The organism is Variovorax robiniae (assembly GCF_037889955.1).
GTDB classification, from domain to species: domain Bacteria; phylum Pseudomonadota; class Gammaproteobacteria; order Burkholderiales; family Burkholderiaceae_C; genus Variovorax; species Variovorax robiniae.
This window is the reverse complement of record NZ_JBBKZS010000005.1, coordinates 222,951-235,135: the sequence shown is the minus strand read 5'-3', so window position 1 is coordinate 235,135 and position 12,185 is coordinate 222,951. Positions and strand designations below refer to the sequence as shown.

The window sequence follows — 12,185 nt, the reverse complement described above, 5'->3', positions numbered from 1 at the left end:
AATTGGCCTATGCCGCTCGTCAAAAACGCCTGATTTGTGTAGGAATGCGCCTACTTTGAAAGTAGGCGCATGGCCTCGTCCAGCCCTTTCAGCGTAAGCGGGAACATACGATTCGATACAAGTTGCTGCATCACCGCGATGCTCTGGCGGTATTGCCAGACGCCCTGCGGCTCGGGGTTGATCCAGGCAAATTTCGGAAAGGCGTGCGTCAGGCGCTGGATCCATTCGGCGCCCGCTTCCTCGTTGTTGTACTCCACGCTGCCGCCAGGTTGCAGGATCTCGTAAGGGCTCATCGTCGCGTCGCCGACGAAGATGAGCTTGTAGTCCTTGTTGTACTTGCGCAGGATGTCCCAGGTCGCGAACTTCTCGGAAAAGCGGCGCTTGTTGTTCTTCCACATGAAGTCGTAGACGCAGTTGTGGAAGTAATAGAACTCCAGGTGCTTGAACTCGGTCTTGACCGCCGAGAACAGTTCCTCGACGCGCTGCACGTGCTCGTCCATGGTGCCGCCCACGTCCATCAGCAGCAGCACCTTGACGTTGTTGTGGCGCTCCGGCCGCATCTTGATGTCGAGGTAGCCGGCGTTGGCGGCCGTCTTGCTGATGGTTTCGTCGAGGTCCAGTTCGTCCTCGTGGCCCTCGCGGGCGAACTTGCGCAGCTTGCGCAAGGCCATCTTGATGTTGCGCGTGCCCAGTTCCTGCGAGTCGTCGTAGTCCTTGTAGGCGCGCTGGTCCCACACCTTGACCGCGCTCTTGTTCTTGCCGGCGCCGCCGATGCGGATGCCCTGCGGGTTGTAGCCGCCGTGGCCGAAGGGCGAGGTGCCGCCCGTGCCGATCCACTTGTTGCCGCCTTCGTGGCGTTCCTTCTGCTCCTCGAAGCGCTTCTTGAGCGTCTCCATGAGCTCATCCCAGCCCATCTTCTCGATCTTGGCCTTTTCCTCGGCGGTGAACTCGCGCTCCAGCGTCTTGCGCAGCCAGTCGAGCGGCACTTCCTTGGTGAAGTCGGCCAGCATCTCGACGCCCTTGAAGTAGGCGGCGAAAGCGCGGTCGAACTTGTCGTAGTGCTTCTCGTCCTTCACCAGCGTGGTGCGGCTCAGGTAGTAGAAGTCATCGAGGCTGTGGGCGCCGTCGGAGTTCGGCCCGACCACGTCGGCCTGCAGGGCCTCCAGCAGCATCATGTATTCCTTGACGGACACCGGCAGCTTGGCCGAGCGCAAGGTGTAGAAGAAGTCGATCAGCATGCTGCGTCACTCCTTGTGTGCCGAACGGGGCTTGTCCAGCAGGTAAAGCAATTGCGCCTTCACCTCGGGCCACTCGCCCGAGCGCAGGCTGTACATCACGGTATCGCGGATCGTGCCGTCGCGCCGCATGGCATGGCCGCGGATCACGCCATCCTTGCGCGCGCCCAGGCGCTCGATGGCGGCCTGCGATGCATGGTTGAAATTGTCGGTGCGCCAGCCCACCACGTTGCAGCCGAGGGTATCGAAGGCATGCGACATCATCAGCAGCTTGCAGGTGCTGTTGACGTGCGTGCGCTGGCAGCGTTTGGCGTACCACGTGTAGCCGATCTCCACGCGCTTCACGGCGGGCAGGATGTCGTGGAAGCTGGTGCTGCCGAGCACGGTGCCGGTGGCTTCGTCGGTCACGGCGAAGGCGAAGCGGTCGGCGGTCTTGAGCGCGGTCTCGATGTAGGCGCGCGTGTCCTGCGGCTCGGGCACCGATGTGATGCGCAGCTTCCACAGCTCGCCATCGGCGGCGGCGGCCTTCAGGCCTTCCTCATGGGACAGGGCGAGCGGCACGAGTGCGATGCCGCGGCTGGACAGGGTGACGGGTTCTACGAAGGCCATGCTTTTCAAGAATTCAGACGCGGGGATCGCCATACTTGCGGCGGTACCAGGCGCGCGCAAGTTGCGCGCCGCCGCCACCGCCCAGGCCGATCAGCAGGATGCCGACCAGCGTGCTGTTGCCGTAGCCTTCGCCCAGCGCATCGAAGCCCAGCGTCAGGCCGAGCCAGCGGCCGAGCAGGGCGCCCGCCAGGAACAGCGCGGCCTGCGCCACGCCGAGGATCATCAATTGGCTGGTGGGGTGCGGTTGCCCTGGCACTGCGGGCTCAGCGGTTGTGGCGTTGCATGAAGACGAGCTTTTCGAACAGGGTCACGTCCTGCTCGTTCTTCAACAGCGCGCCGACCAGCGGCGGCACGGCGACCTTGTCGTCCTTGCTTTGCAGCGCCTCGACCGGGATGTCTTCCGCGACCAGCAGCTTGAGCCAGTCGAGCAATTCGGAGGTCGAGGGCTTCTTCTTCAGGCCGGGCAGGTTGCGCACGTCGTAGAAGGTCTTCATCGCGGCCGTCAGCAGTTCCTGCTTCAGGTTGGGGAAGTGCACGTCGATGATCTGCTTCATCGTCGCGGCGTCGGGGAACTTGATGTAGTGGAAGAAGCAGCGGCGCAGGAAGGCGTCGGGCAGTTCCTTCTCGTTGTTGGACGTGATGAAGACGACCGGGCGATGCTTCGCGCGGATGAGTTCATGCGTCTCGTAGCAATAGAACTCCATGCGGTCGAGTTCGCGCAGCAGGTCGTTCGGGAACTCGATGTCGGCCTTGTCGATTTCGTCGATCAGAAGCGCGACAGGCGCATCGGCCGTGAAGGCCTGCCACAGCACGCCCTTGACGATGTAGTTGTGGATGTCCTTCACGCGCTCGTCGCCCAGTTGCGAATCGCGCAGGCGGCTCACCGCGTCGTATTCGTAGAGGCCCTGCTGGGCCTTGGTGGTCGACTTGATGTGCCACTGCAAGAGCGGCAGCTCGAGTGCGGCGGCCACTTCCTCGGCCAGCATGGTCTTGCCGGTGCCGGGTTCGCCCTTGACCAGCAGCGGGCGCTTGAGCGTGATGGAGGCATTGACCGCAAGCATCAGGTCTTGCGTGGCGACGTAGTTGTCAGAGCCCTGGAATTTCATTGGATCGGTGGAGCTGTGGGTGAAAAGGGAACACATTCGATCTGCGATGCGCTGCATTCGGTGCCTGGCGCCGGGGCTGCAATGCGCCCTGCATATAATCAAATGTTGATCTGAAATCTGATTTCTCCACGAGATTGTGCGCGCAAAATGAACAAGTTGTTGACCACGATGTTTGCCCTCGCTGTCGCTTGCGTGACGGTCTCGGCCAATGCCCAGAAGGTGACGGGCAATGCCGAAAACGGGGGCAAGAAGACGGCCATGTGTGTGGGTTGCCACGGCATCATCGGCTATCAGGCCAGCTTCCCCGAGATCTACAAGGTGCCCAAGATCGCGGGCCAGAGCGCCACCTACATCGTGGCGGCCCTCAATGCCTACAAGGCCGGCGACCGCAAGCATCCGACCATGCGCGCCATCGCGGACACGCTGACCGACCAGGACATGGCGGACCTCGGTGCCTACTACTCGACGCTCGGCATGGCCCAGGGCGATGCGGCGCCGCCCACCGCCCCGCCGCCCAATGACACGGTCGCGGCCCTGATCTCGCGCGACAAGGACAACAACTGCACCAAGTGCCACGGCGCCAACTTCAACACGCCGAACGACGGCACCGTGCCCAAGCTGGCCGGCCAGCATGCCGACTACCTGCTGGTGGCGCTCAAGTCGTACAAGGCGCACACGCCGATGATCGGCCGCTCCAACGCGATCATGGGCGGGCAGGCGAAGAACTTCACGAATGCCGAACTGAAGCAACTGGCCAGCTACATCAGCGCGGTGCCGGGTGAGCTCAAGACGGTGCCTGAGTCGATGATTCACAAGGCGAAGTAAGTCCTCCAGGCGTTTGCTTTACGAATGCGGGCTTTTTGCTGTCTGAATGTGGGCGACCGGCTTGAAGGTGTGAAGATTTCGTAGCGAGGGCGCCGAGGTCGGGTCGAGGAGCGGAACCGCACTCTCGTGCGGTGAGCACCGCAGGCCCGAGATCGGTGGCCGCAGTAGAAAGATTCGCGCCTTCAAACGTCGAAGAAAACCGTCTCTTTGGCGCCCTGCATGTGGATGTCGAAGCGATACACAACGGCGCCGCCTTGCTCGTGCCGCTGCGCGACGAGCGTGTTGCGGCGCGCCTCGGGCACGCTTTGCAGCACGGCATCCTTCGCATTGGCCTCGGCCTCGTCGCTGAAGTAGATGCGCGTGAAGGCGTGCAGCAGCATGCCGCGCATCGTGATGATGGCGTTGATGTGCGGCGCTTCGCCAGGCGCTTCAGGGCCCGGCTTCACGGTGTGGAACACGAAGCGCTTGTGCGCATCGGTGCCGGTGCCGCAACGGCCGAAGGCCCGGAAGCCGATCTCGTTCGCTTCCTCCACGGTCTGCGGATAGCGGCCTTCGCCATCGGGTTGGCTGATCTCGACCAGCGCGTCGAAGATCGGGATGCCGTCGCCGTCGATCACGCGGCCTTCCAGGCGGATGCGCTCCCCGCTCGCGTTGTCGAGTGCCACCGTGGCATCGAAGGGCTGGTCGAAGTCGTAGCCGTACTGGGTGGCGGTGAGGCCGTAGGCGAAGTAGGGGCCGACGGTCTGCGAAGGGGTCTGGCCGAAGTTGGTTTCGAGTGCGCTCATCATGGCGTGGGTCTCCTTGTATTCAGTTCAACGGTTCTCGAAGGGCGTCTCGTCGGCGCCGCGCAGCACGATGTCGAAGATGTAGCCGAGGGCGTAGTCGGGTTCGGTGATGTCGAGGCTGAAGTCGGCCACGAGGCGGTTGCGGTACTTGGCCGGTGTGCCGGTGACCATCGGGTCGTACTGCATCAGCGGATCACCGGGGAAGTACATCTGCGTGACCAGGCGGCTCGCGAAGTGCTCGCCGAACAGCGACAGGTGGATGTGCTGCGGGCGCCAGGCGTTGGGATGGTTGCCCCAGGGATAGGCGCCGGGCTTGATGGTGAGGAAGCGGTAGCGGCCTTCGTCATCGGTCATGCAGCGGCCGGCGCCGAGGAAGTTGGGGTCCAGCGGCGCGTCGTGCTGGTCGACCTTGTGCACGTAGCGGCCGGCGGCATTGGCCTGCCAGATCTCGACCAGCGTGTTGCGGATGGGGCGCTTGCGCTCGTCCATCACCTGGCCGGTGAGGATCATGCGTTCACCGAGCGGCTCGCCGTTGCGGCGGGCGTTGCGGGTGAGGTCGTTGTCGAATTCGCCGATGCTGCTGTGGCCGTAGACCGGTTGCTGCAATTCGCCGATGGAGGCCTTGAGCGGGATCAGCGGCTGCGTCGGGCCGCGCTTCACGGTCGACTTGTAGCCGGGGTAGATGTAGGAGGGATGGCTTTCGAAGTCGCGCGGTGCGATGGTCTTGGCGGGCGTCTTGGTGCGGTCCAGCATGGGGTGTGTCTCCGGGGGAAGGGTCTCGTGAGGAGCCCTGACTTTAGAGGGCGGTATGGTTGATGTAAATTGAACAATCGAGGTTTTTCAATAAGCATTGGTTATGAAACAGAAGGCACTGCCCGCCCTGGCGTTTTCGCGCAACGTGCAGTTGCGGCACCTGCGCTGCTTCGTCGCGATCGCGCAGGAGCGGCACCTGGCGCGGGCGGCGGAACGCCTGGCCGTGAGCCAGCCGGCCATTTCCAAGACGCTGACCGAACTGGAAGAACTGGCTGGCGCACGACTGGTCGAGCGCAGCAGCGCGGGTCGGCGTGGCGTGCAAGGCCTGACGCCCATCGGCGAGCAACTTCTGGCGCATGCGCTCCGGGTGCTGGAGGCCGTGGATGCCGGCGCCCAGGCCATCGCGCCAGCGGCGGGCGCGCGGTTGGAACGCCTGCGCATTGGTGCGCTGCCAAGCGTCGCCCCGGCACTGCTGCCGCAGGCGCTGGCAAAGCTACGCGCGCACTGGCCCGCATTGCAGGTGATGGTCAAGAGCGCGACCAATGCGGTGCTGCTCGACGAACTGCGTGCGGGTGAACTCGACCTCGTTGCGGGGCGCATCAGCGATCCGCATCTCATGACGGGGTTGAGCTTCGAGTTGCTTTACACGGAGCCGCTGGTGTTCGCGGTGCGCAAGGGCCACCCGCTGGCGCGGCGGGTGGGTTCGGTGCAGGCGGTGCTGGGTTTTCCGCTCGTGATCTACGGCCAGGGCACGATTCCGCGCCACAACACGGAGAGTTTCTTCAGTTCACGCGGCCTCGCCGTGCCGCCCGATGCGCTGCAGACCTTGGACCTGATGGTGGCCCGCGCATTGGTCGCGGCTTCCGATGCCGTATGGGTCACGCCGCTGGGCGCGGCGCGGGATGACTTCCAGGCCGGCACGCTGATGAAGCTTCGCATCGACACGCCGGGAACGGAGGAGCCGGTCGGGCTGCTGATGCGCAGCGAGGCATCGAGTTCGGCGGCCTGTTCCGCCATGGTGGGCCTGCTGCGCGAGGCCGCGCGGCAAGGCCAGCCGAAGACCGCTCGGCCAGCCCGCCCCGTGAAGGCGGGTGCTGCACGCAAGCAATCAGCAAGCTGATTCTGCGCGACGTGCACGTCCGCGGGCCCTCACCTCGGCAAGGCGATCTCGAGCGGCAGTGAGTCGTTGGCGATCAACCGCCGAGCGCGCCGTCGCCGATCAATGCTTGGTCGCGGGGGGCGCTTCCGTGTGCGCCACGCAGCGCCAGCCGTCCTTGGCCTTGACCCAGGTCGACGTGTCGATCATGTCCGTCGTGGTGCTCTTTGCCGGCTTGTCGCGGCTGGAGACGGCCTGCTTCACCCGGTAGCTCAGGATGGCGGTCGTGTCGTTCGGATGGAAGACTTCGACATCGGTGAGTTCGAAGGCGGTCACCACCATCGTGCCTTGCTCCGCCATCTTCCGATAGCCGGCATGGTCGAACTGGATGGTGCCGTGCGGACTGACCATGAGTGCGTGGTCGTCGAGCAGCGCCAGCGCGGCGTCGGTGTCCTTGTCAACCATCGACTGCCAGAACTTCGTCTCCAGGTCGATGAGGGTCTTGTCGAGTGTCGGCATTGCAGATGCTCCATTCGCAAATGCCCAATGATTCCGCCGCATGGGCGACTGGCGATCGGACGAAGTGCTTACGCTCGGTAGAACCGCGCCTACACGGCGCTGGCGCCCGGCGCGGCAGGCCGGCCGCGCGAACACCGTGGCGCGCAGCGCAGGCCTCAGGCCGGCACCGCGACCTTGAAGAAGCCTCGCAGCGCCTGCGCCATCTCCCCGCGCACCTGCTCGCCCGAGACCACCACGTCGACCATCGTCAGCGAAGTGTGGGTATGGCCGCGCGCAGTGATCCAGCGGGCTGGCGTGCCGGCGGCGGCCAGCGCCTTGGCATAGGCAATGCCCTCGTCGCGCAGCGGATCGAACTCGCAGGCGACGACCAGCGCGGGCGGCAGGTTCGACAGGTCGGTGGCACGCAGCGGCGATGCCTTGGGGTTCGGGCGATCGGCTGGGTCGGCGTAATAGTCCCAGAACCACTTCATCACGGAAGCGGTCAGCACGTAGCCTTCCGCGTTCTCGACGTAGGACGGCGTGGTCATGTCGCAGTCGGTCACCGGCGTCAGCAGCAGTTGGCCCAGGATCTCCGGGCCACCGTGGTCGCGCACCTGCTGGCAGGTCACCGCCGCGACGTTGGCGCCGGCGCTCCATCCTGCGATCGCCAACGGGCCGGGGATGCCGCCCAACTCGGCGGCGTGCTCGGCAACCCAGCGCACGGCGGCCAAGCCATCGTCGGCCGCGGCGGGGAAGCGCGCCTCTGGCGCATGGCGGTAGTTCACCGAGACGATCAGCGTGTCGGAGCGCTGGCACAGGTCGCGGCACAAGGGGTCGTCGGAATCGTGGGTGCCGAGCACCCAGCCGCCGCCATGGAAGTAGACGACCACCGGATGCGGGCCCGGCGTGTTCGGACGGTACAGGCGGTACTGCAGCGGGCCGGCCGCTCCTGGCAAGGTGCCATCGGCGATCTCGCCGATCGAAGGGCCGGGCGGGCGCGCCGCCGACAACTGCTCCAGCAAGGCGCGCGCGTGCTCGGCAGGCATGGAGTCGAAAGTGGGCAGCTTCAGGTCCGCCATCATCTGCAGCACCATCGCCACGTCGGGTTGCAGGCGTCGGACCACGCCGTCCGTGCAGCGCGTGACCTGCGGGCCACTGCGCTTGAAGCCCAGGTAATCGCGCGCCACCGCCTCGTCGCAGGCTCCGCGGTACGCATCGACGCCGCCCACATAGGGCAGGAAGCCGCGCGGCTTGCCCGGCACGTTGGCACCCATGTACCAGGAATCGGCGGTCGGGTAGAGCGTGATGTTGGCGCAGTCTTCGACGTGCTGGACCCAGCCGGCCTCGGCGGCCTCGGTGGGCTCGATGGTGGTCATGCCGTCCGCGCGCAGGCGGGCCAGGCAGTCGCCGATCCAGTCGACGTGCTGCTCGATCGAGACCATCATGTTCGACAGCACCGACGGGCTGCCCGGCCCGGTGATGGTGAACAGGTTGGGAAAGCCCGCGGTCATCAGGCCGAGGTAGGTCCGCGGGCCGTTCGCCCATTTGCGCTTGAGCGTGAGGCCGTCGCGGCCCTCGATGTCCACCGAGACGATGGCACCGGTCATGGCGTCGAAGCCGGTGGCATAGACGATCGCGTCGAATTTCATCGATTCGTCGGCGAGGTCGATGCCGGTCTCGGTGATGGACTGGATGGGGTTGCGGCGCAGGTCGACCAACCGTACATGGGGCAGGTTGAAGGTGGCGTAATAGCCGGTGTCGAGGCACGGGCGCTTGGTGCCGAAGGGATGGTCGCTGGGGCACAGCAGGTCGGCGATCTTCGGGTCCTCGACGACGGCGCGGATCTTCTCGTGCACCAGGCCGGCCACGATGGCATTGGCATCGCGGAACAGGATCTGGTCGGCGAACACGCTCAGGATCGGGATCAACTCGCCCGATTGCCAGGCGGCCTCGAAGCGTTCGCGGTGCACCTCGGGCGGGCTGTAGCGGCCGTAGATCTGGGTGGGCTCGTTGGGCACGCCGGCGCGCGACCACTTGGCTTCATGGCGATAGGCCTCGCGGTCGGCCTGCAGCGGTGCGAGCCGCTCGGGCCGAACGGGGCCGTTGCCGGCCGGGATCGAGAAGTTGGGCGTGCGCTGGAACACGGTCAACTGGCTCGCCTGCTTGGCGATGTGCGGGATCGACTGGATGCCCGAGGAGCCTGTGCCGATCACGGCGACCCGCTGGCCTGTGAAGTCCACGCCTTCGTGTGGCCAGCGGCCGGTGAAGTAGGCCGGTCCCTTGAACCGTCCTGCGCCCGGGATGTCGGGCGTCTTGGGCGAGGACAGGCAGCCGCTCGCCATCACATAGAACTGGCAGCTGATGTCCTGGCCGGTGTCGACGCGCAGGCGCCAGCGGGCGGCGGCCTCGTCCCAGCGGGCGGCGACCACGCGGGTGTTGAAGTCGATGTCGCGCCGCAGGTCGTAGCGCTCGGCCACGAACTGGGCATAGCGCAGGATCTCAGGCTGGGTGGCGTACTTCTCCGACCAGGTCCAGGCCTTTTCCAGTTCGGGGTCGAAGCTGTAGGTGTAGTCGGTGGTCGGGATGTCGCAGCGTGCGCCGGGGTAGCGGTTCCAGTACCAGGTGCCGCCGACGTCGCCGGCCGCCTCGAGCACGCGCGCGGAGAAGCCCATTTGCCGCAACTTGTGCAGCATGTAGAGGCCGGAGAATCCGGCACCCACCACCACCACGTCGACATCGAGGCGGGCGCTGCCGGCGCCGGTCGTCGTGTCGTAGGTCCTTGTCTCCACCATGGCGATACCTCCAGATTGGGGTGCTTGCGGTCAGGGGTGAATTTTTCAGCTTACAGCCTGCGGGCGCCGCGCGCCATGTGCGTTCGTCACTTGCTTTCCAGCGCCATTGGGGTTGCGGGTCAGGACCTGCGCGGGAAGCACCCGGTTGGAATGGCCGGTCCCTCGGCGGCACAATCAATACAAATTTGCTCAATCCCAGGAGAAGTCAGCCCATGGATGCAGTTCAGGAATGCGATGTGCTCGTTGTCGGCGGAGGCCCTGCCGGTTCGACGATTGCCGCACTTCTCGCGCGCGAAGGGCGCAGCGTGGTCCTGCTCGAGAAGGAACACCACCCCCGCTTCCACATCGGTGAATCGCTGCTGCCCGGCAACGTGGAACTGTTCGACAAGCTGGGCGTGCGCGACCAGGTCGAGAAGATCGGCATGCCGAAGTTCGGCATCGAGTTCGTACCGCCGGACCTCGACTACTGCAGCTACGTCGATTTCTCCGAGGGCTGGGACCCGACCAAGGACTCGGCCTGGCAGGTGCGCCGCTCCGAGCTGGACGAGTTGCTGTTCCGCAATGCCGCAAAGGTCGGTGCGGTGGCCATGGAAGGCGCGCGGGTGCGCGAGATTGATTTCGACAGCACCGGCGCCACCGTGCAGGCGGACCTCGATGACGGTGCGCGCCGCACCTGGCGCGCTCGCTTCGTCGTCGATGCCAGCGGCCGCGACACGGTGCTGGCCAACAAGTTCAAGTGCAAGCAGAAGAACCCGAAGCACAACAGCACCGCCTTGTTCGGGCACTTCCGCAACGCGCGGCGGCTGGAGGGCAAGCGCGAAGGCAACATCAGCATCTGCTGGTTCGAGCACGGTTGGTTCTGGTTCATCCCGCTGGCGGACGGCACGACCAGCGTCGGCGCCGTGTGCTGGGCCTACTACCTGAAGGCGCGCGACAAGCCGTTGAAGGAGTACTTCTTCGACACCATCGCGATGTGCCCGGAACTCCACGACCGCCTGAAGGATGCGACGCTGGTCGACGACAAGGTCCATGCCACCGGCAACTTCGCCTACTCCAGCACGCATGCCACCGGCGAGCGCTACCTGATGCTGGGCGATGCGTACACCTTCATCGACCCGATGTTCTCGTCCGGCGTGTTCCTGGCGATGCAGAGCGCCTTCGATGGCGCGAAGCTGGTGCAGACCGCGCTGGACCGGCCGGCCGAACTGCCGGCGGCACGCGAGGCCCTGGAGACGCGCATGCGCGTGGGGCCGCGCGACTATTCATGGTTCATCTACCGCGTCACGAACCCGACGATCCGCGACATGTTCATGCACCCGCAGAACATCTTCAACGTGAAGCAGGGGCTGATGTCGCTGCTGGCGGCGGACATCCACCAGGGCTGGTACTACCGCCGCTCGCTGTGGATGTTCAAGGTGGTGTACTACTTCGTCTCGATGCTCAACTGGCGCCGTACCTATGAGGGGTGGAAGCGGCATCGCTTCAACATCCGGGACATGGGGATGTTGCGGGGCGAGACCATACAGAAGTAGGCGCACCGCCGCAACGTCTTCGGCGCCCGGGCGGCCGCTCTTGCGGGCCGTCCAAGCCTGCGCAGGCAGGCTTTTGAGTCGCGGCCCTCAGCCCCTCAAGGGGGCGCACCCAGCGGCCCGGCAAAGCCGGTTCCGCGGGAGCTCCCGAACAGAGCGACGGCGCTTATTGGGCCTACGCGGGCTTGACGGCGGTGTACTCGGAAAAGATCCCGACTTCCTTGTGCCGCTTCACGTCCGCGAAGCCGGCTGCCTGCAGCGCCGCCACGACCTGCGCCGGTGCGATGCAGGCTTCGATGGTGTCCCAGTAGTAGCGCCACAGCTCGGAGGTGCCGCGCTCGCGCGCGACGACGCGGGCGATGACCGGCACCAGCGTGCGCATGTAGGCCTTGAGCAAGGCATTGCCGAAGCTGCTCTCGGCGCGGCTGATTTCCAGGATGACGAGGCGCCCGCCCGGGCGCAGCACCCGATGGAACTCGGCAAAGGTCTGGCCGACGTCGGACACATGGCGCAGCGCATAGCCCATGCTGAGGAAGTCGGCCGAGTTGTCTTCGCAGGGCAGTTGCTCGGCCCGGCCGACCTTGAGCTGCACACCGGGCAGGCTGACCTGGCCCAGCATGCCGGGACTCGGGTCGACGCCGACGAGGCTGCCGGTCGAGCCGATGATCGACAGCGCCTCGCGCGCCACCAGGCCCGTGCCGATGCCGACATCCACGACCTTGTCGCCCGCACGCAGGCCCGCGCGTTGCAGCGCCATGCGGCGATAGCGCGGGCCGGTGCCCAGGGCCAGCACGCGCTCGATGCGGTCATAGTCGCTGGCCGTCTCGTCGAAGATGCGGCGCAGGTAGCGCTGGTGATCGGCTTCGTCGCGGTAGTACTCGGGCAGGGGGGTGTGAGGTGACTGCACGGCGTCTCTGGTTGTGGTTCTTGTGGTGTCGTTCATGGCCCATCATAGGC

General features: G+C 65.5%; 12 protein-coding genes. 3 read left to right on the top strand and 9 right to left on the bottom strand.

Annotation, left to right across the window (positions count from 1 at the left end; translation table 11 throughout):
* Positions 1-50: 50 nt before the first annotated feature.
* The 4 genes from WKW79_RS14460 to WKW79_RS14445 are packed head-to-tail and all read right to left on the bottom strand — an operon-like array spanning position 51 to position 2,950.
* Positions 51-1,238 carry a vWA domain-containing protein gene (locus WKW79_RS14460; RefSeq protein WP_340335859.1) on the bottom strand — a complete coding sequence of 396 codons (1,188 nt, stop codon included), beginning with the start codon at positions 1,236-1,238 and terminating at the stop codon, positions 51-53.
* 6 nt (positions 1,239-1,244) lie between these two features.
* Positions 1,245-1,844, bottom strand: a complete 600-nt coding sequence (locus tag WKW79_RS14455; protein WP_340335858.1) for a GNAT family N-acetyltransferase — start codon at positions 1,842-1,844, stop codon at positions 1,245-1,247.
* A 13-nt stretch (positions 1,845-1,857) separates the two neighbouring features.
* Positions 1,858-2,067, bottom strand: a complete 210-nt coding sequence (locus WKW79_RS14450; RefSeq protein ID WP_340335857.1) for a hypothetical protein — start codon at positions 2,065-2,067, stop codon at positions 1,858-1,860.
* Positions 2,068-2,107: 40 nt separating this feature from the next.
* Positions 2,108-2,950, bottom strand: coding sequence for an AAA family ATPase (locus tag WKW79_RS14445; RefSeq protein WP_340336055.1), 843 nt, complete (start codon positions 2,948-2,950; stop codon positions 2,108-2,110).
* Between the two features lie 147 nt (positions 2,951-3,097).
* Between WKW79_RS14445 and WKW79_RS14440 the strand changes: the two genes are divergently transcribed.
* Positions 3,098-3,775, top strand: a complete 678-nt coding sequence (locus WKW79_RS14440; protein ID WP_340335856.1) for a c-type cytochrome — start codon at positions 3,098-3,100, stop codon at positions 3,773-3,775.
* A 182-nt stretch (positions 3,776-3,957) separates the two neighbouring features.
* On the opposite strand, the gene pcaG is transcribed toward WKW79_RS14440, so the two are convergent.
* Together pcaG and pcaH are read right to left on the bottom strand one after the other, a co-directional pair.
* Positions 3,958-4,563, bottom strand: a complete 606-nt coding sequence (gene pcaG, locus WKW79_RS14435; protein WP_340335855.1) for a protocatechuate 3,4-dioxygenase subunit alpha — start codon at positions 4,561-4,563, stop codon at positions 3,958-3,960.
* 24 nt (positions 4,564-4,587) lie between these two features.
* Positions 4,588-5,313, bottom strand: a complete 726-nt coding sequence (gene pcaH / locus WKW79_RS14430) for a protocatechuate 3,4-dioxygenase subunit beta (protein ID WP_340335854.1) — start codon at positions 5,311-5,313, stop codon at positions 4,588-4,590.
* Between the two features lie 103 nt (positions 5,314-5,416).
* Here pcaH and WKW79_RS14425 point away from each other — a divergent pair, with 103 nt between their 5' ends.
* Positions 5,417-6,433, top strand: a complete 1,017-nt coding sequence (locus WKW79_RS14425; protein ID WP_340335853.1) for a LysR substrate-binding domain-containing protein — start codon at positions 5,417-5,419, stop codon at positions 6,431-6,433.
* Between the two features lie 99 nt (positions 6,434-6,532).
* On the opposite strand, the gene WKW79_RS14420 is transcribed toward WKW79_RS14425, so the two are convergent.
* Positions 6,533-6,928, bottom strand: coding sequence for a nuclear transport factor 2 family protein (locus WKW79_RS14420; protein WP_340335852.1), 396 nt, complete (start codon positions 6,926-6,928; stop codon positions 6,533-6,535).
* A gap of 155 nt (positions 6,929-7,083) precedes the next feature.
* Positions 7,084-9,699 carry a flavin-containing monooxygenase gene (locus WKW79_RS14415; protein WP_340335851.1) on the bottom strand — a complete coding sequence of 872 codons (2,616 nt, stop codon included), beginning with the start codon at positions 9,697-9,699 and terminating at the stop codon, positions 7,084-7,086.
* A gap of 212 nt (positions 9,700-9,911) precedes the next feature.
* Between WKW79_RS14415 and WKW79_RS14410 the strand changes: the two genes are divergently transcribed.
* Complete coding sequence (locus WKW79_RS14410) at positions 9,912-11,231, top strand: NAD(P)/FAD-dependent oxidoreductase (RefSeq protein ID WP_340335850.1); 1,320 nt, start codon at positions 9,912-9,914, stop codon at positions 11,229-11,231.
* A 172-nt stretch (positions 11,232-11,403) separates the two neighbouring features.
* On the opposite strand, the gene WKW79_RS14405 is transcribed toward WKW79_RS14410, so the two are convergent.
* Entirely contained in the window at positions 11,404-12,171 is a 768-nt protein-coding gene (locus WKW79_RS14405; protein WP_340335849.1) for a class I SAM-dependent methyltransferase, read from the bottom strand.
* Positions 12,172-12,185 lie beyond the last annotated feature (14 nt).

Excerpts from the sequence above, each read along its gene's own strand:
- WKW79_RS14460 (WP_340335859.1), bottom strand. The coding sequence starts at position 1,238 with ATGCTGATCGACTTCTTCTACACCTTGCGCTCGGCCAAGCTGCCGGTG.
- WKW79_RS14455 (WP_340335858.1), bottom strand. The coding sequence starts at position 1,844 with ATGGCCTTCGTAGAACCCGTCACCCTGTCCAGCCGCGGCATCGCACTC.
- WKW79_RS14450 (WP_340335857.1), bottom strand. The coding sequence starts at position 2,067 with ATGATCCTCGGCGTGGCGCAGGCCGCGCTGTTCCTGGCGGGCGCCCTG.
- WKW79_RS14445 (WP_340336055.1), bottom strand. The coding sequence starts at position 2,950 with ATGAAATTCCAGGGCTCTGACAACTACGTCGCCACGCAAGACCTGATG.
- WKW79_RS14440 (WP_340335856.1), top strand. The coding sequence starts at position 3,098 with ATGAACAAGTTGTTGACCACGATGTTTGCCCTCGCTGTCGCTTGCGTG.
- pcaG (WP_340335855.1), bottom strand. The coding sequence starts at position 4,563 with ATGATGAGCGCACTCGAAACCAACTTCGGCCAGACCCCTTCGCAGACC.
- pcaH (WP_340335854.1), bottom strand. The coding sequence starts at position 5,313 with ATGCTGGACCGCACCAAGACGCCCGCCAAGACCATCGCACCGCGCGAC.
- WKW79_RS14425 (WP_340335853.1), top strand. The coding sequence starts at position 5,417 with ATGAAACAGAAGGCACTGCCCGCCCTGGCGTTTTCGCGCAACGTGCAG.
- WKW79_RS14420 (WP_340335852.1), bottom strand. The coding sequence starts at position 6,928 with ATGCCGACACTCGACAAGACCCTCATCGACCTGGAGACGAAGTTCTGG.
- WKW79_RS14415 (WP_340335851.1), bottom strand. The coding sequence starts at position 9,699 with ATGGTGGAGACAAGGACCTACGACACGACGACCGGCGCCGGCAGCGCC.
- WKW79_RS14410 (WP_340335850.1), top strand. The coding sequence starts at position 9,912 with ATGGATGCAGTTCAGGAATGCGATGTGCTCGTTGTCGGCGGAGGCCCT.
- WKW79_RS14405 (WP_340335849.1), bottom strand. The coding sequence starts at position 12,171 with ATGAACGACACCACAAGAACCACAACCAGAGACGCCGTGCAGTCACCT.